This is a genomic window from Accumulibacter sp. (assembly GCF_023806565.1).
Taxonomy (GTDB): domain Bacteria; phylum Pseudomonadota; class Gammaproteobacteria; order Burkholderiales; family Rhodocyclaceae; genus Accumulibacter.
Genome location: NZ_JAMTDV010000092.1, coordinates 1 through 18,093 on the forward strand (window position 1 = coordinate 1; position 18,093 = coordinate 18,093).

Annotated in this window: 18 protein-coding genes; 1 reads left to right on the forward strand and 17 read right to left on the reverse strand. The window is 63.8% G+C overall.

Annotated features, from left to right (window positions below; genetic code table 11):
• Positions 1-185 precede the first annotated feature (185 nt).
• The 16 genes from NFV80_RS10415 to NFV80_RS10490 form a co-directional block, all read right to left on the reverse strand.
• On the reverse strand, positions 186-473 hold the full coding sequence (locus tag NFV80_RS10415; protein WP_296758614.1) for a DUF1330 domain-containing protein: 288 nt from the start codon (positions 471-473) through the stop codon (positions 186-188).
• A gap of 14 nt (positions 474-487) precedes the next feature.
• Positions 488-1,903: a pyruvate kinase gene (pyk, locus tag NFV80_RS10420; protein ID WP_295329815.1), complete on the reverse strand. Its 1,416-nt coding sequence runs from the start codon at positions 1,901-1,903 to the stop codon at positions 488-490.
• 225 nt (positions 1,904-2,128) lie between these two features.
• A complete protein-coding gene (locus NFV80_RS10425; RefSeq protein WP_296758617.1) occupies positions 2,129-3,289 on the reverse strand; it encodes a PQQ-binding-like beta-propeller repeat protein in 1,161 nt (386 codons plus the stop codon).
• Between the two features lie 140 nt (positions 3,290-3,429).
• On the reverse strand, positions 3,430-4,095 hold the full coding sequence (locus tag NFV80_RS10430) for a carbonic anhydrase family protein (RefSeq protein WP_295329811.1): 666 nt from the start codon (positions 4,093-4,095) through the stop codon (positions 3,430-3,432).
• Positions 4,096-4,951: 856 nt separating this feature from the next.
• Positions 4,952-7,264: a tetratricopeptide repeat protein gene (locus tag NFV80_RS10435; RefSeq protein WP_295329809.1), complete on the reverse strand. Its 2,313-nt coding sequence runs from the start codon at positions 7,262-7,264 to the stop codon at positions 4,952-4,954.
• A 136-nt stretch (positions 7,265-7,400) separates the two neighbouring features.
• Complete coding sequence (locus NFV80_RS10440) at positions 7,401-7,544, reverse strand: hypothetical protein (protein WP_295329808.1); 144 nt, start codon at positions 7,542-7,544, stop codon at positions 7,401-7,403.
• A gap of 222 nt (positions 7,545-7,766) precedes the next feature.
• Complete coding sequence (locus tag NFV80_RS10445) at positions 7,767-8,222, reverse strand: hypothetical protein (protein ID WP_295329806.1); 456 nt, start codon at positions 8,220-8,222, stop codon at positions 7,767-7,769.
• A gap of 17 nt (positions 8,223-8,239) precedes the next feature.
• Complete coding sequence (locus NFV80_RS10450; protein ID WP_296758622.1) at positions 8,240-8,752, reverse strand: PqiC family protein; 513 nt, start codon at positions 8,750-8,752, stop codon at positions 8,240-8,242.
• Positions 8,753-8,844: 92 nt separating this feature from the next.
• Positions 8,845-10,503 carry an MlaD family protein gene (locus NFV80_RS10455; RefSeq protein WP_295329802.1) on the reverse strand — a complete coding sequence of 553 codons (1,659 nt, stop codon included), beginning with the start codon at positions 10,501-10,503 and terminating at the stop codon, positions 8,845-8,847.
• Positions 10,496-11,134, reverse strand: a complete 639-nt coding sequence (locus NFV80_RS10460) for a paraquat-inducible protein A (RefSeq protein WP_295329800.1) — start codon at positions 11,132-11,134, stop codon at positions 10,496-10,498. The genes NFV80_RS10455 and NFV80_RS10460 overlap by 8 nt, the downstream gene beginning before the upstream one ends.
• Positions 11,131-11,802: a paraquat-inducible protein A gene (locus tag NFV80_RS10465; protein WP_295329798.1), complete on the reverse strand. Its 672-nt coding sequence runs from the start codon at positions 11,800-11,802 to the stop codon at positions 11,131-11,133. The genes NFV80_RS10460 and NFV80_RS10465 overlap by 4 nt, the downstream gene beginning before the upstream one ends.
• Positions 11,803-11,817: 15 nt before the next feature.
• Positions 11,818-12,606: a DUF4239 domain-containing protein gene (locus NFV80_RS10470; RefSeq protein WP_295329796.1), complete on the reverse strand. Its 789-nt coding sequence runs from the start codon at positions 12,604-12,606 to the stop codon at positions 11,818-11,820.
• A 34-nt stretch (positions 12,607-12,640) separates the two neighbouring features.
• Entirely contained in the window at positions 12,641-12,838 is a 198-nt protein-coding gene (locus NFV80_RS10475; RefSeq protein ID WP_295329795.1) for a hypothetical protein, read from the reverse strand.
• A gap of 219 nt (positions 12,839-13,057) precedes the next feature.
• Positions 13,058-13,696: a hypothetical protein gene (locus NFV80_RS10480; protein WP_295329793.1), complete on the reverse strand. Its 639-nt coding sequence runs from the start codon at positions 13,694-13,696 to the stop codon at positions 13,058-13,060.
• Positions 13,697-13,706: 10 nt separating this feature from the next.
• Entirely contained in the window at positions 13,707-14,585 is an 879-nt protein-coding gene (locus tag NFV80_RS10485) for a DUF2092 domain-containing protein (protein WP_295329791.1), read from the reverse strand.
• Between the two features lie 47 nt (positions 14,586-14,632).
• The gene (locus tag NFV80_RS10490) at positions 14,633-14,917 is read right to left on the reverse strand and encodes a hypothetical protein (protein WP_295329789.1); all 285 of its coding nucleotides are present in this window, start codon (positions 14,915-14,917) and stop codon (positions 14,633-14,635) included.
• Between the two features lie 425 nt (positions 14,918-15,342).
• Here NFV80_RS10490 and NFV80_RS17465 point away from each other — a divergent pair, with 425 nt between their 5' ends.
• Positions 15,343-15,438 carry a type II toxin-antitoxin system YoeB family toxin gene (locus NFV80_RS17465; RefSeq protein ID WP_366143431.1) on the forward strand — a complete coding sequence of 32 codons (96 nt, stop codon included), beginning with the start codon at positions 15,343-15,345 and terminating at the stop codon, positions 15,436-15,438.
• Between the two features lie 102 nt (positions 15,439-15,540).
• Here NFV80_RS17465 and NFV80_RS10495 read toward each other — a convergent pair whose 3' ends face one another.
• Positions 15,541-18,000 carry an arylsulfatase gene (locus tag NFV80_RS10495; protein WP_296758654.1) on the reverse strand — a complete coding sequence of 820 codons (2,460 nt, stop codon included), beginning with the start codon at positions 17,998-18,000 and terminating at the stop codon, positions 15,541-15,543.
• Between the last annotated feature and the right edge of the window lie 93 nt (positions 18,001-18,093).

Below are 18,093 nucleotides of genomic sequence, written 5' to 3' on the forward strand. Positions count from 1 at the left end.
CCGTGCTTTCGGCAAGCGCCGGTGCTGCGCTTGCCAGCGCCACCATGGCGGCCAGCACCAGCACTGCGCCGCTGATCGAGAATCGTCTGTTCATGTTTCTTCCCCGCTCCTGAAGGTGATGGATGACATACCGGGCTAGTATGGCTCGCGAGCAATGCCGGCGTCAAGCCAGGAAAGTATTGCGACTAGCTTTCATACGATAGCAGAAGCACGTCTGCCGCCTGCTTGCGCAGCGGAATCAGCGACTGATACACGGCGGACGAGTACCAACCGGCGATCGCCGCGATGTCGGGAAAACGGATCACCACGATGTCAACGTAGGGATGTTCACCGGCCAGAATCGCCGCCCGTTTCCCGCGAAAGACCAGTTCGGCACCCCACGGGGCCAGAGTGGCCGGTACCTGTTCTCGATAGGCAGCCCATTTCTGCTCGTCCTTCACCGCGATGTGTCCGACGACGTAGGCGTTGCCCATGGCCTGTTGCCCGTTCAAACGCGCACGATGCGTACGCTGTCGGTGCTGCCGGCGCGCGGACCGGCGGAGCCGAACACCAGCGCCACGAGGTCGCCGTCGCGGACTACGCCGGCCGCACGCGCCGCCTCGACCGCGATGCGCAGTTGCTCGACCCGATCGGCATTCTCGACGATCATCAACGGCCGCACTCCCCATACCAGCGACAGACCGCCCAGCACCGGCGCACTTGCTGCGATGCCGGCGATCGGGACGTTCGGCCGGAAAGCCGCGACGCGACGCGCGGTGTCGCCGCTGCGCGTCGGGCAGAGAATCGCGGCGACACCGAGATCCTCCGCCGCCTGCACGGCAGCGTGTGCCACCGCCCAGGAGACGCGGTCGGAATCGGAGCCGACGATGGCTGCCCGATCAGCGCGCAGTCGCGGCCACTCTTCGGCCGACTCCGCGACTTCGCCCATCATGCGCACCGTTTCGGCGGCGAACAGTCCCACTGCCGTCTCTTCCGAGAGCATCAGGGCGTCGGTACCATCGAGCACGGCGTTGGCAACGTCGTTCACCTCGGCCCGCGTCGGCAAAGGCGAACGAGTCATCGATTCGAGCATCTGGGTGGCCGTGATCACCGGCTTGCCTGCCATGTTGCACTGACGGATGATTTCCTTCTGCAATAGTGGCACGCGTCGTGCGGGCATCTGGATGCCGAGGTCACCACGCGCGACCATCACCGCGTCGGCAGCGCCGATGATCCCTTCGAGATTGTCGATCGCTGCCGCCGTCTCGATCTTGGGCACCAGCGCCGGACGCACGCCGCGCTTGGGCAACAGCGCCCGGATGCGCTCGACATCCTCGGCACGGCGAACGAACGAGAGACCGATGAAATCGGCCTTCGCGGCAATCGCCATTTCGAGCGCCAGTGCATCGCGCTCGGTGAAGGGATCGACGTGCGCCTCGGCTCGCGGCAGGTGCATGCCCTTGCGCGAACGCAGCGTGCCGCCACGCACGACCTCGGTGCGTACGTCGTTGCCGACCGATGTCAGCACGCGCAGCACGATCGCTCCATCGGCGAGGTAGACATCGTCGCCCGGACGCATCCACTGTGCCAGTTCGGGCAAGGTCGTAGTGACCTGCCGGGAGTCGCCGTGGCCGTCCTCGCCACCGCTGAGCACGAATTCCTCGCCCGATTCGAGCTCGACCGCGTCCCCGGCCACCACGCCAGAGCGGATCTTTGGTCCGGGCAGATCGACGAGGATCCCGATGTTCCGGCCCAGTGTCTGTGCCAGTTCTCGCACCCGCCGGGCGTTCGCGGCATGCGTGGCCATGTCGGCGTGCGCAGCGTTCAGCCGCACCACGTCCACTCCCGCTGCCAGCAACTGCCGCATGGCTCCGGGCTCGGCCGTGGCCGGTCCGACCGTCGCCACGATCTTCGTTCGACGCATTCGCTACTCCTCGATCAGTTCGTCCTGCCCGGTCGCCGGCCACAACGATGACGAGCGCGGCCTATCCCTGCAAGTGCACGACACTTCCACGGCAGGTGGCGGAGTATAGGGAGCAGGGCCCGGCACAGTCAATCGCGACGCCGCCAGCGAGACCGCCGCACACCCGGGAACGCGAGTCGGTCGCGGCTCCCGCAGCGGGTCATCGCGGAAACCGTGGCGGCCGACTCAGCGCCGGCCGAGCGCAGCTTTCCAGTCACGGAAGACGTCGATATCGAAGCCGTCCGGGTAAAACAGGTAGCCCGGCTTGTGCCCTTTGGTATCGGTGACTCCGTACTGCCAGATGATCTCCTTGCTCTTGCGGTCGATTACCAGCACACGGTCGCGCAGATCGTCGACGACGAAGATGTCGCCGGTATCCGGCAGTTCGCGAGCGATCGAGCAGTGATCCAGCATTCTCTCGCCTTCCTTGACGAAATACTCCCAACTGATCTTGCGCGTCGCCGGGTCGAAAATCACCACTCGACCCGGCTTCCAGAAGTCGGCGACGACCACCTGCCTGCCGTCGACCGTCATGAAAGCGTCCGACGGGTAACGGATGTTGGGAGCACGAACGCTCCACAGCACCTGCCCTTCGCGAGTGATCCGCGAGATCCAGGAACCGGCGATTTCGGTCACCAGAATGTCGCCGTTCTCCAGCGGCGTCGCGCCATTCGGATGGGCGAGTTCGTGTGGCGGATCGTGGCGGCACTTGCCCGGTTTCCCCCACTGCGTGGCGATGCTGTTGTCCTTGGGGTCGATGATCAGAATACGGCAGTTGCGGATGTCCGCAGTGATGAATCTGCCATCGGCGAGCAGATGCGCATCGTCCGGATAATTCAGAAAGCCGGCCTCCTTGCCACGCACATCGGGCGTGCCATAGGTCCAGGTCAGCGCCTTCTTCTCGTAATCGATGATGTGAACATCATAGTTGTCCTCCTCGCTGACCGCCAGCAGCTTGCCGTCCGGCGAAAAGTTCACGTCCTCGTTGCCACGATACACTTTCAGATTCGGCGAGACGAATTCCCAGATGATGCTCTTGTCCGGTGCGATCTCGATCAGGCGATTGTTGCGCCGGTCGGCGATCACCACCGGATAGGGCAGCGGTTTGCCCCAGGACGGCACTGGCTTCTGTCGGTTGCCGGTGACGGGAGGAATCGGTGGCAAGGTGACGCCACTCGACACGATTCCGGCACCAATCATTTCCGGACTCACCTTCACTGCCACCCCTGCCGTGCCAGGTTTGGCACCGTCTGCCACCGCCTCGGCAAGAACGGGTTCGCTGCTTGCACCGACGGTCAGCAGCGTTACCGCGACGGCCATTCGGAGGAAATGGGGAAATGAGCGCATGGCACAGCCCTTGTCGATGGATGGTATGGAAATTCTTCCGCATCCCGACGCCCACGCTCTTGATCCAACTCAAATCTTCGGTCCGTGCTGCGAAATCGGTGCGCTTTGGCGTGGCAGGCGCGCTCCCACCCGTCGGCAATCTACGGACCTTCCTGGACGATGCGTCCGTGCGTCGGCTGCGGTCCCCGCATGTTGTCGGCAAAGCGCGCCCGCCAGTAGGCCAGTTGCTCGCTCGACACTTCCAGAGGCTGTTTCATCACCAGCCAGACTACTCCCTCGGTACATGGGGAAGCAGTCAAGGAACCATCGTAGCGATAATAGCTGCGATCGGCAGGCAGCAGGCGAGTGGCGTCGATCGTGTCGCTTGACCGGTGATCGCCGTCGGCGCGTTGCGGAATCCGCGGCCACAGGGCCGCAAGCGCCGGATTCCCGGCACCCCGGCGAAAGAGCACGACGACACCCAGCAACTGCCCCGCGTCGCTCCGATGCAAGAGATGTGCGGAAAGCGGAAACTCCTCTCCGGCGATTCGATCGCCGCCCGGAGTGTGGAAGTGGACTTGCTCGAGTCGGTAAGCATTGGCGCCGATCCACAGGCGACTGTCGTTGGCTAAGCGCACGCGCAGCGTGTGTCCGTCGTTGGCAAAGCGCAGTGGCTCCGCACGATAACGGAAGTCCAGCGCTGGCAAATCGGCCTTGACGGCTGTCACGATGTCGATCGGCGACTGCTTGTGCCCGATCCGACAACGCAGGCTGTCCGCAGCGACAACATCCGGTGACCACGCCAGGAACAGTGCGACGACCAGCAAGACTACTGTGAGGTGGCGGAAACCGGTTTCCCGGCCGTGCGAAGGAGGGAGTTTGCGAAGGCGTGGCGGCGCCGAATTGATGCGCTGCCCAGTATGCCTCGCCAAGTCAGCGGACAGGCGTGATGATGGCACAGGGTCTGGTGACGATCGGCAACCGCCGGGCGGCAGCCGATCGCCGGAGAGATGGCGCATGACAATTCTCGCCTGCACGCGCTCGACGCCACTCAGCCTACAGGCGCTGGCTCGCCTTGCGGACCCTGCGGCCCGGCCGGACCAGCGGGCCCCTTCGGACCTGCCGGACCGGCAGGTCCCTTGGTACCGGCCGGGCCTGCGTCCCCCTTGGGTCCGGCGGGACCGGGGTCACCAGTGGCGCCAGCGGGGCCGCGCTCTCCCTTGGGTCCCGCCGGGCCGCGATCGCCTTTCGGCCCTGCCGGTCCTGGCGCGCCTTGCGGACCGGGCGGTCCTTCCTTGAGATTCAGCGCTGCGATCTGTGCCGCCAAGGCGTCGACACGATCATTCAAGAGCTGGATCGGATCGCTGGCAACTGCCTGCGAATCCGCGGCAGCCTTCTTCGCGGACTTGTCTTTGGCCTTTTTCTTCGACAATGTTGGTCTCCTCTCGTAGTCATCGTGCGCGGAGCAACGCGGAAGCAACACTCCGGGTCGCACTAATACGCGCAAAGGATAGTCCGGTCAACGGGCGCAATGGTGCGGGTCGCTGCCGGCAGCTCGCATCAGACACGATCCGGGGCCCCACGGGAGGAATTGCCGCGCCCCCATCTACGACGTCGACGAGCGCCGCGGACATGCCAGTCGGCTACCGACGTCGCCCAATCCCCGCCAGCGTCTACCCGGCTCTAGCGGGCTTCCAGTTCTGCCAGCAGGCGGCCGAGGTCGGCATTGTCCGGCAGCAGCGCCGCAAGCTGCCGGGCATACGCCAGCGCGGCCTGCCTGTCGCCGGCCTCGCGGCTCATCGACAGCAGTGCGACAAGGATATCGACATCGTTCGGATAGCGCTGGTGGGCGCTGCGCAGCAAGAGCAGTGCCTGCTCGCGCGTGCCGACCGAATCGACGGCGATCGCGCGCACGTAGGCATAGCGCGCGTTCCCCGGGGCAAGTCTCACCGCCTCGACGAATTCCCTGAGCGCCCCAGCCTTGTCACCCTTGCGCACCAGAAGTAGGCCGAGCGCGTGATGCAGATCGGCGTCGGAAGGTAGCGCCGCCAGTCCCCTGAGCAGGGTTCGCTCGGCGTCCGCTTCGCGTCCCAGTCGACGGTAGGTATCGGCAAGATTCACATAAGCGTCGGAAAACCTCGCGTCGAGGTCAATGGCGCTTGCGAAAGCGGCGATCGCTTCGTCGGGGCGTCCCTGGCGCAGACGCAGGTCGCCGAGATGGACCTGCCCCGAGGGCCAATCGGCGCCCAGCGCCAAAGCTTCCTCGTACTCGCGCAGTGCAGTCGCACGGGTGGTGCGCCGGCCCTCCGCAAGTTGCGCATCAGGGATGTCGGCGAGAACACGGGCGGCCTCGACGCGCACACCGCGCACCGGATCGTCGAGCAATGGCCCGGCACTGGCAACGCGGTCGCCCGGGTCGGCCGGCGCCATCAGTGCGAGTGCCGCAATGCGGACCGAGGCATCGGTGTCGCGCAGCAGCGGCCGCGCGGCGGACAAGACGGTGGGTGTGACATAGGGCTGCGCGAGCGTCAGCGCAGTCGCCCGAACGATTGCCGGGAAGGCCGTATTGGCCGCAAGCTCGAGCAGATCCGGCAGCGCGCGCACACCCTGCGTCTCGCCAGCGTGCAGGGTCGTGCCGAAGTGAGCGCGCACGCGCCAGTTCGTGCCGTACCAGCGGTCCATTGCGCTGGCCGCCCATTGCGCTCGACGGTCGGCGTGGCACTGGGTGCACGCGTTTGGGCTGCCCAGCGCAATCGAAAGATCGGGACGCGGGATGCGTAGACTGTGATCCTGACGGGCATGAATCACCATGTAGTTCTGTGTCGGCATGTGGCAGGCAACGCAGGCCGCTCCCTTGCCATCAGCGGCGTGGTGATGGTGCGCGGGAGTATCGAAGGCCGCCGCCGCATGGCAGCGCGTGCAGAGTGCATTGCCTTCGGCACGAAGCTTCTGCGAATGCGGATCGTGGCAATCCATACAGGTGACACCGCGCTGGTGCATTCTGCTCTGCAGGAACGAACCCCAGACATAGACCTCTTCCCGTTGCTGACCGTCGGCGTGATAGTTCGGCGCGGTGAGCATCGCCAGGCGGTGACTGTCCTCGAGCGGGGCGCCCGGTTTCCGCTCCTCGGTGAGGGTCGAACGGCGGGAGTGACACGCAGCGCAACTGTTCATGCCGGCAGCGTCGGCCGGGCGATCACGCACGGCGAACCGGGCGCCGTCGCCCGGAAACTTCCACGCCTCGTTCCAGCGGCTGCGCATGGCGGGAAGGCCCTTGCCTTCGCTCTCGGCGTAGGGCGACTTGGCATTGCGCGCCCACTCAACATGAACCGAAGCGGGACCGTGGCAACTTTCACAAGCGACGTTGATTTCACTGAAGGTCGTCTGGTAGGTATGCGTGGCCGCGTCGTAACCCTTACGCAGATGGGTCGAGTGACACTCGGCGCACTGCAGCGCCCAGTTCTGGTAGACACCTGTCCAGTGCAGGGGATCACGGTGGTCGACCCGCTGTTTCGGATAGAGGTGGAACCAACGCTGACCGCCCTCGCCCTGCGGACGCGCGTCCCAGGCGATTGGCAGCACCTGGTAACGTCCGCCCGGGAAAGCGATCAGATATTGCTGCAGTGGATACACTCCGAAGGTGTACGCGATTTCGTAGTCGGTGAGTCTGCCATCCGGACCGTCGGTACGCACCAGATAACGGTCACCGCGCCGGAAGAAGACCGACTCGACTCCCTGGTGCTTGAACCGGACATCCGCAAAGTCGCCGAGCACCGTCGCGGCGTTGGCTTCCTGCATCGCCAACTGGTGATGCGAACCCCTCCACGCCCGGTATTCGTTTTCGTGGCAGGTCCTGCAGGCCTCGGCACCGACGTAGCGGGCCGCAATGGTGGAGGACGCGGTCCCTGCTGCAGGCGAGTCTGCTGCCGGCTCTGGCGCTTTCGGATAGAGGAGGAAAGCGACGAGCACGCCGACGAGCACGGCTCCTGCCAGCAATCCGATTGCGAGCAGCCGCTTGCGCGGCGCGGGCCCGGAGGCAGGCGCCGAAATGGGCTTCGTTCTCGCCCGTCGGGTCATGTTTCGGATTGCCGCTGGTTGCTGGAGCGGGCCTCCTCAGGCACTGGCACTATCCCTACTTCGGAAACAAGAACTGGACCTGCGCACGAATCTGCCAGTTGGCCGTGTTCTCGGGGCGAACGACGTTGTAGTAGGCGCTGAGCTGCATGTTCACTGGCAACCTGCCGAAGTGGACGATCTTGCCGACGCCGCCACCCAAGGAACCGGTCCATTGCTGACCACCGTCCGCCTTCCAGTTGACCGTATTGATCGGTGCGCTGGTGAAAAAGGTGCCGTCGGGAAGATTGTAGTTGATGAAATACTGGATCAGACCGTTGTTGTACGAGGGCGACCCGCTGCTCCCACCCCCACTCGACCAGACGTTGGTAACCAGTACACCGTAGACCCAGGGATCGCCCTTGTCGAGGGGAAGGACGACGAACTACGGGCCGAGACCCCAGTGATTGTTGCCGAGTTCCGAATTGCTGTGGGTCGGCAACTGCGTGATGGCCCCGGCACCCCAGATCCACGTGCCCGGATTCGCGGGCGAAAGGAAAGCCGCGAACTGCAGGTCGCCGATTCCAATGACGAGGTCTTCTCCGGGTGCGAACGCCAGATTGGAGATCACCGGCAGGATGGTACGAGTGATCACGTTCCAGTCGTCGTCCACGCTGACCGGAATCACCGGCTGAATGTCGAGAATGCTCTGCGTCCCCTTTAGTGGCCCGGTGCTGAGGTTGGTATTGTTCTGAAACGGCACGCTGATCAGGTTACCCACCGGGTTCTGCGTCAGCTTGGCGAGTTCCTCGGCACTCATTTCGGCGCAGACTGGCAACGCTGCAAGGGTGCAGGTCAAGGCGGCGAGCGATATGCGCGCGGTTGTGGATCGAATACACATGGCGATTCCTTCTCGTATCAAGGAGCGTTGGGATTTTGCAGGGCCCGCAATTCGCGTATCACCGCGGCGATATCGCGGCTCAAGCTGGCGATTGCCCGGCTGTGCCCAGCGGCGAGCGCGTCGTAGCCCTCCCCCCGCACCGGCTCACGCACCGTCGTGCGACCACTTGACGAGGTGACGCCTTGGCGCACGACCCACAGCGCGTCGAGCGTCGCCGCTTCGCCGGGTATCGACTCGAAGCGCTGCACATCAATCGTCACCCGGTAGGCAGGATCAAAACTCGGCGCCAGCGGCCCGCTGACGATACGCGGGTTAGCGAGCAGCACGACCAGATTCTCGGCGACCGTACGGGCGACGCTGGCCCCGAGCGGCGCCGCCCAGCGGTTGAATTCGTCGATCAGCACGCGATTCGGCCCCTGCTGGACGACGAACTGCGAGCGATCGACCACGGCCGGGATGCCCACGCCGTCGATCACCACACCGTAAGCCGCGGGCGCCGCACCCTCTGGCCGTGCCGTCGCCGCCAGCATGTAGAAACGCGACGGTGGCGAACTGCAGCCCGAAATTGTGGAAATCGCAGCGAGCGACGCCAGCGCGACACCGGCAATTCTCGTGGCTGACCTCACTGTGCCTCCTTGCCCCGAATGAGCGCTTCCGGATGGCGCTCGAGATAATCCGCCAGTTCGCGAATCGACTGCGCGGCGCGCTTTACCTCGGCGAGGGTGCCGTGCAACTCTTCGACCACGGTCGAATCCGGGGCGATCGTCCTGCCGGCGGCGTCGAGCGCTCGTTCGGCGGCGGCAAAGCCGCGGCGTGCTTCGACCAGTGTGGCAGCCACCTCTGGCGTCAATTCGCCTCGCCAACGCTTGACCAGCGCGTCCACCTCGGCCAGCGCATCAGCCAGTGTGGCCAGCGAGCGCTTCAGGTCGTCGCCGATGGCCGCCACCGGCAGTGCGTCCAGCTTGCCGAGAATGCTGGTCAACTTGGCTTCGATGTCGGTCAGGCCGCCGCGGGCCACCGGAAACTCCGGTGGGCTGGACTGCCAGTCTACCCGGGCCGTGGCAGCATTCGGAATGTAATCCAGCGCAATGTACAGTTGACCCGTGAGCATGCTGCCCGTACGCAGTTGCGCGCGCAGACCCTTCGCCACCAGTTGGTCAACGAAAGCATGGCGAACGCTGGGCGAAAGTGGCTTGCCGCCGGTCAGTTCTCCGGGGTTCGCCAGAATATCGAGAAAACGCTGCGGATAGACGGCGATCACCACGCGCGCCCGTACCTGCAGCTTCCGCCGATCGCCGACATCGAGACCGACCGCAGTGACTTCGCCAATCGGCAGGCCGAGGAAAGTCAGCGGTGCCCCCACCGATAGACCTCGCACCGATTCATCGAGATGAAGCACGAACTCGCTCGCGCCGCGCTCGGGAGCCTTCTTCGCCGACGCTTCATCGGGGAAGAGCCGGAAACTCGTGTCCTCGGCGGCAGGCTCGGCGCGGGTGCCGGCAAGCGGGTTGTCAAAGGCGAGGCCGCCAATCAGAACCGACGCGAGCGATTGTGTCTGGACGCTCAGGCCATTCGCGTTCAGCGACAGATCGAGCCCGCTCGCCTGCCAGAAGCGCGTCCCGGCATTGACGAACTGCTCGTAGGGAGATTTCACGAAAATTCTCACGCTCACTTCGCTGCCGTCGTCGTCGAGCCTGTAGGAAGCGACCTGCCCGACTGGAATGCGGCGGAAGTAGATCGGAGTGCCGTAGTCGAGCGATCCCAGGTCGGCAGCCTTGAGCAGGAAGAAGCGGCCGGGAGTATTTCCAGCCACCACCGGTGGAAAATCGCGCCCAGTGAATTCGCGCAGGCGATCCGTGCCGCTGCCGACCGTCATTCCGACGTAGGATCCGGAGAGCAGCGTCCCCAGCCCGGTGACGGTGCCCCCCGAGATGCGCGGACGTACGACCCAGAAGGTGGTGCCATCGACCAGCCAATCGCGTGTCTCCGGCGCCATCTGCACACTGGCCAGCACGCGCTGGCGGTCTTCGGCGACCTTCAGCGATTCGATCTTGCCAACATCGACGCCGTTGTACTTGACGGTCGTCTTGCCCGGCTCCAGACCCTCGGCCGACGAGAAGCTGATCTCGATCCTCGGCCCTTCGGCGAGCAGTTTCTGCACCGCGATCCAGCCGCCCATCAGTGCCGCGATGATCGGGATGATCCACACGGCGGAAAGTCGCCGGCGCGGCCTTGCCACCGCCGTCGCCTCGGGAAGTGGCGGTAGCGCGTTGTCAGCCATCGCCTTCCTTCTGCGGCAGGTCCCAGATCATTCTCGGGTCGAAGCGGTTCACCGCAAGCATGGTGACCACCACAACGCCGGCAAAGAAGAGCACTCCAAGCCCCGGCTCGACCGACATCAGCGGCTGCAACTGCACCAGCGCGACGACAAAGGTATCCACGAAGACGTCGAGCATCGACCATCGCCCGATGAACTTCACCAGCCGATAAAGACGGATGCGTTGCTCCGGCGATCGAACCCAGCCGCGCTGCACGCTGATCAGCAGGTAAGCGAGCGCGATCAGCTTGCCCAGCGGAATGGTGATGCTGGCGACGAAGACGATGATGGCCAAGGGCCACGACGTCGGCGACCACAGCTCGACAACGCCCTGCATGATGGTATCGGTGCTGGAGCCCAAGGGCGTGTAAGTGGCCAGCACCGGCAGCAGATTCGCGGGAACGTAGAGAATCGCCGCGGTCAGCACCAGCGCCCAGCTTTGCTCGATGCTGTCGGGACGGCGCCAATGCAGTCGTTCGCCGCAGCGCGGACAGAGCGTGGCGACAGCGCCGGCCAAGGGGCGCGACACCAGACCACAAACCTCGCAGCCGACAAGACCGAGCGACATCGCACTGGCGTGCAGCACCCCGTTCATTTCGCCTCCGACAGCCCGTCGCCGCCCGTTGCCGGCCGCCCCGAGCGACTCGCGACCCAGTCGATTCGCTCCCAGGCGGCGCGCGGATCGAAAGCGGCGCCCATGGCGGCGAGCAGGAAAACCAGCGCACCGAGAACGAAGATCGCGAGACCGGGAATCACCGTCGCGAGTTCGGCGATCTTGATCAGCGCAACCAGAACACCGAGCAGCATGATCTCGATCATGCTCCATTCACGGAAGATCTCGTAAGTGCGCAGTAGGGTTCCCGACCAGCGTGGTGCCGGTGGTCGGCGCGCCGTCAGGGTGACCCCCAGCAAGCAGGAGATTTCCAGCGCCGGGGCAATTACCCCGGTAAACAGAACAAGCAGTGCGACCAGCTCACGACCGTCGCGCCACATGGCGACGACACCGCCGATCACCGTCGTCGCGGCTTCCCGTCCCGCCACCGAAAGGCCGAGCATCGGCACGCTGTTGGCGATCACGAAGAGGATCGCAGCGGCGATGGACAGCGCCAGCGTGTGATCGAGCGAATGCGGCCGGCAACGCCAGAGCCGCGCCCGGCAGCGTGCGCAGCACGCCGACCCGCCTGCCGGTACGTCTGGCAGGCGCTGCAGGAGATCGCAGTCGCGACAGGCGACGAGGGTGGGATCGATAGCGGACTGCTCCATCGTCCTTCGACCGTATCACTTTTCCAGTTGCAGCAGTACCGCGCGCAGCGGCGCGTCGGAGACGCGGATCAGGCCTTCGTACGGTTGGTCCATTTCGAGGATCAGGAAAATGGCGCCAGCTACCGACAGCGCGCACAATACATTGACTGCGTGGATCGTTCCGTTCGACGGCGCGAACAGATTGAGGCCAACCGCGATGATCATCAGCCAGAACACCAGCAGGGCGAGCAGTGGCGGTGTGATCGAACTGCCGCTGTGGGCGATCGCCACGGACCGCAGCTGCGCGAGGTCGTCGATCAGCTGCAGCGCTTTCGACCACGCGGAATGTTGCCCGGCGTTGGTCAAAGGAATTGCTCGCAGCATCTTCTGCAGATGATAAAGCGCGCGCGCCGTTTCGTTCACCTCCGACCCATTACCTCCCGTTCGGTCCTTGTCCCAGAATTCGCCGACGCGCTCGGTTACCAGTCGCCGCAGCAAGGCGCGCGCCGGCTCGCCGGCGTCGCCGAGTTGCCTCAGGTTGTTGTTCAACTGCAGAAGTTGTGCAGCCGCGCTTTCCACTTCGGCCGATTTGGTATCGAACGAGCCCTTGGCAGAAGAAATGATCAAGCCGAGAACCAGCGCTGCCAGCGTCGACAGAAAACCGATTCCCATCTTCACCATTTCCTTCGAATCATCGTCGAGATGGTGCCTGGGTAAGCGCGTGCGCAGGAAAGCTCCCAGGAACGATCCGGCCAATACCAGCACTGCGACGGCCACCGCCACCAGCCAGGGGCTCATGTCGGCGGCGGCCGCCCGGTGATCCACATGCAGCGTTTCAAGGCGGCCGCACGAATCCCCGTCAACGACAGACGCGTCTGCCGTCGACGATCCTGCACTCCGGAACGACTTCGACCTTCGGCTTCTCGACCACCTCCCTGGTCGGTTCGACGACGACTTCCTTGTGCGGGACTTCCGCGACGGGAACCGGTTTCCGGACTTCCACAGCACCCCTGGAGGTTTCACAGGCGGCGTGGCGAACGCCCTCTTCGCAAGTCACCGCCTTCGCCTGCGCGGGCGATCATCAGACAGGCGACAGCGAGAGTCACGGACAAGGTCTTCATGGCATTTTCTCCTAAACGATTAGAGTGCTTGTTGCCGCCGGCAAACCGGCGGCGCGATCGGGCCAGTGACCCGGCCGGACCGCGAATCCGGCACGGCATGGCGAGATGTTTCGGAAACGCTCCTCCCCGGCGCATTGCGCTATCGACCCGGAGGGTCAAGGCGTGGGAACCACGCGGTAATACACGCCGTTGGCTCCGTAAGCGGGTTGAAACCAGATGTTTCCCAACAGATAGTACGTGGTCCCATACTTCTGCACGGCGACCGCACCGGCGGGCAGCGCAGCGTAGTTCACTCCCATCCGGTAGGCGGCGGCAGTATTGGCACTACCGGCGGCGTAGCCGGATGCGTATGCGTTACTGGTTGCGGCGGCAGTATTTGCCGAAGCCACCGCCGCACCGGCAGCAACGCCGACGACCGCGCCTGCCGCCGCCGCACAGCCGTAACAGCCGGACGCCGAATAGTACGGCACGGCAACCGGCGGATGATATCCGGGATACGCGGGGTACGCCGGATATCCCGGCGGGTGATAAGCGGTCGCGCCGCCGGGAGTCGTGTGGTAGGCCCCCTCGCCATACTTGCCGGCGGTAGTACCGCCGTAAACGTTGGTGTGTTCGGTACCGCCGCCGTAGGCGTGTTCGGAGCTGCCGCCCCAGCGGTTCGTATGCTCGGTGCCCACCCCGGCGACGTGCTCTGTGCTGCCGCCGAAACGGTTGGCGCTGGCCCAGGCCGCAACCTGCTGCGGCAACAGTGCGCCGAGCGCCAGTCCGGCCATGCCGATGACAATTGTCTTCATGGCAATCTCCTTATTGGGTCTTGGTGGTTTGCGCTTTGCCAGGCTTGCCCCGCGGCGGCGGCTTGAACCCTGACGGTGCTCCCTCCGGATGAGCGAAGGTGATCGCTGTCGCACTGCCCGCTTTCGCCGCGACAAACGCATCGGCAGGCACGACCGGATCGATCTTCCAGTTGGAAAGTTCCAGTTGATGACGCAGGCGCAGCGGGTCGTCGCGGAACACCGCCCGCAGCAGGCGCGGCAACTTGTCCTCCGCGCCGATCCAGATCTGCACGAAGACGTAGTCATTGACGAACGCCACCATGTCGGTCACGGTGCCGCCGATGACCTTGGACTGCCCGATGTAGAAGGCATCGGTGAGACCTTCGGCCATCGTCTTGTAGGGATCGGCGACGACGACGTCGGAGAACGGGAAGTAGATCGCGGCAGAGTCGAAAGCCGCCTTCAGTGCTGCATCGATGGTCGGCGGGGCAGCCGCAACGGCAACCAGATTCTCGGCCGGCGCAAACGCCGTCATCGTCTTGCCATCGTAGTAGAACTCGGACGCCGGGCCATCACCGAGCGTGATCACCCGCAGCTTGTCCGGCCGCTGCATGAGCACGTCCGAACTCGTCGTGTAGGCGAGCGCCGGACCGATAAGACTGGGCGCTTCGTAGGTCACCACCGCAGTGAACGCCATCGAACGTGCGCTAGCCAGACGCGCGCTCATCGCCTTCAGAAGGTCGATCGCCCTGGCTTCGACGAGCGGCTGGCGGACCACCGCCTTGCTGGACGCCTTTGCCTGCTTCGACGTCTTCGCCACGGACGCCGGCTGCTGCGCGTGCACACTGCCGACCAGGAGCAGGCTGGCGGCGAAAATCGCCACGCGCCGAACAAACGGATACTGGATCATCAATGCTCTCCTCATTCAGATGAAGCGGGATCTACGTCCGCCAACGCTCACGGAATCATCCCGCACTCGAACATCTTGTTGGCAATCGGCGCTGCCACCCGGTTGATGAACTCGGTGCGCATCGCTGGATCGGAGCGCAGAAGGGCGATGACGCGCTGCTCCTCCGCTGACTTCGGCTGCCCCTTCTTCATCCACAACTGTTCACAACTCGCCATCTCGTACTTCTGGACCACCTTGTTGGCAACCATGTCGAGTACCGGAAATTGCGCAAAACTCACGCCGGCAATGAAAGCAGCCGGCAGGATGGCTAACGGAAGCAAACGCTTGTTCATGATGGACTCCTCCTTTCACAAATTGCTGTGACCACAATCAGCCGCCTTCTCAGGCAGCCGTCCGATTTCGCCCTGGCTCGCCGCGGGTTTTCCGTCAGCTGGGCGGAAAAGCCGCCATTCTACGCTGCATGATGGCAGATTTCGCGCAATTGTGCGATGACATGCACATATTCGCGGGCAGCATCTGATGCGGGCGATCACCCGGAACACTGCCCTTGTCAGGCTGGCCAACACCATCGGGCCGGTGTCGAAGGCATTGAACAGCCATCATCAACTGTACTGGCACAGCAGTTGATGGTGATACTGTCGCCCGAGGACTACGAAGCGTTTGAGGAAACCTCTTTACTGCTGCGCCGCCCGGCCAAGGCAAGACGCCTTGTTGCTGGCGTAGCATGCCGCGGGGATGAAGCGTCAAGTGGAAGCAACTGCGGCACACGCATTCTGGCCGCTGGTCAAGACGAGTCGTCCGCCAGCATCGCTTCGTCTACCGGATCAAGGACGACTGCCAGCTTCTGGCATAGTCACTAACTATCGAGGACGGCCACGCTCCGACGACCAGGGCAGGCATCGGCTGAGTTCGCCCCGGGCAGCGTCGGTACCGAGGCTGCCCGGGTGCTGAGGTCCTACTCGCTCATCTGGTTGTTGCGTGTGGCCGCCTCCAGCTTCTTGATGTCCGCGGGCGACAACTGCGGCCGATCAACCTTGATCGTCAGCTTGTTCAGCTTGGCGGTGAGCGGGAAAGGTGGCTTGTAGTCGGCATCATTGACGCCGGTGAGCGTGTCCGAGCCGATGTCGAAGCTCTCGTCCCATTGCAGGATCATCGGCAGCGTCTTCGGCATCGCCTTCGTGTCAACCACTTTGCCGTCCACTTTGAGCGTTCCCGTACCCGGTCGTCCCAGGCCGCTGAAGTTGTTGAAGGCAAGCGTGCCGACTCCGAGTCCATCGTACTTGAAGTCATACTCCAGTACGTGGCGGCCCGGTGCGAGCGGTTCCTGTCCTTCCCATTTCACGCGTTCGAGGTCGACCAAGTTCCACAGCCAGACCGGCCGGCCCTTCAAGAGGTAGAAGCCATAGCCGCCAAAGCGTCCACCGGAGGTCACGATCATTCCCTCGGCGCCCTGTTGCGGAACCTCGATGTCGGCCGTGAAGGTGTAAGATGCATCCAGAATGAACGGCGAGTCCCCTTGCGGAAGGCCGACCATCGGGTGGGTGTAGACGAACTCGCTGCGGCCCGCCGTAATGTTCGGCCGTGGAGCAACGATGCGTGCGGCCACAGAAGCGTCCATCGGAAAGACTTGATACTTCTTCGCCTCGGCGACGAACTTTGCCCTCATTTCCTTGACCTTTTGCGGATACTTCGCCGCGAGGTCGTCGGTCTGGTTCCAGTTGTCATTCAGATTGTAGAGCTGGAACGCCTGGTTGTTCAGTGGATCCGGATTGGCCGGCCCGAACGCCTCCCACGGCGCCCGGTTGACCTTGGTCGATAGTAGCCAGCCGTCGTCGTATAAGGCCCACTGGCCCATCATCTCGAAGTACTGCGTCTTGTGACGCGACGGCGCCCTGGCGTTTTTCTCGTCAAAGGTGTAAAGGAAGCTCGTGCCCTCGATCGGCGCCTGCTTGATGCCATCGACCATCTCCGGCGCCTTGATTCCGGCCGCCTCGAGGATCGTCGGAACAACGTCGATGACATGTACGAACTGGTTGCGCACACCGCCCGTGTCCTTGATGCGCGCCGGCCACGAGACCACCATGTTCTGATTGATGCCGCCCAGGCGCGAGGCGTTCTGCTTGAACCAGTCGAACGGCGTATCAAACGCCCACGACCAGCCGGCCGACATGTGGTTGTAGGTATATTGCGTGCCCCAGACATCGTAAAACTTCATCTGCACTTCGGCCGGCAACATGTTGAGGCCGTTGAAAAATGCCACCTCGTTCGGGGTGCCGAGCGGGCCGCCCTCGGCGCTGGTGCCGTTGTCGCCGTTGATGTAGATGACGAGTGTATTCTCGAGTTTGCCGAGGTCCTGGAACTGTTGGATCACGCGGCCGATTTCGTAGTCGCTATAGGCAGCGTACGCTGCGAACACCTCGACCTGGCGGATGAAGAGCTTCTTCTCGTCTGGCGAAAGCTCATCCCACGGCTTCAGCACATCCTTGGGCCATGGGGTAAGGGTGGCGTCCTGCGGGACGATACCGAGCTTCTTCTGGTTGGCAAAGATGCGTTCGCGCAGCTTCTCGTAACCATCGTCGAAAAGATGCATCGCGCTGATCTTGTCCACCCATTCCTTGGTCGGGTGATGCGGCGCATGCGTCGCCCCGGGCGCGTATTTGATGAAGATCGGTTTGGAGGGGTCGGTCTGGTGAATCCGCGTCATGTAATCAATGGCGTCGTCGGCCATCGCGGTCACCAGATTCCACTGGCCTTCCTGGCCCTGGAACGGATAAATCTGCGTCGTGTTCCGGAACAGGTTCGGCTCCCACTGGTTGGCGTCGCCGCCGACAAAGCCATAGAAGTACTCGAAGCCCATCCCGGTCGGCCAGTGATCGAACGGACCGACCTGGCTCGCCGCAAACGCCGGTGTGTTGTGGTCCTTGCCGAACCACGCCGTCGAGTAACCGTTGTCGAGCAGGATGCGCCCGACGGTCGCCTTGTCCTTGCCGATGATGCTGTTGTAGCCGGGGAAGCCGGTGGATTGCTCCGAAATCACGCCGAAACCGACCGAGTGGTGGTTGCGCCCGGTAATCAGCGCGGCGCGGGTCGGTGAGCAGAGAGCGGTCGAGAACACGCGATTGTAGCGCAGGCCCTCATTCGCGATGCGGTCCATCGTCGGCGTCGGGATCACGCCGCCAAAGGTGCTCGGCACCCCAAAGCCTGCATCGTCGGTGATGATGAGCAGCACATTCGGGGCAGCTTTCGGGGGTACGACCCGAGGCGCCCACCAGTACTTCGACTGCAAGGCATCGTCCTTGATCACGCCGCCGAACTTCGGATCGGGCGGCGGCAGTTGCCGATTGCTGATCGTCGTGGTCGCGCTCGGCGACCCCGGAACACCGGTGATCTGCTGCGCAGAGGCGACGCAGATCATGCCGATCCACGCCACGATGGCCAATATCCACTGGGGTATGCGTTGTTTCACTTGTGCCTCCTTTACGTCGCAAGAATTCTTGGAGCGGAACAG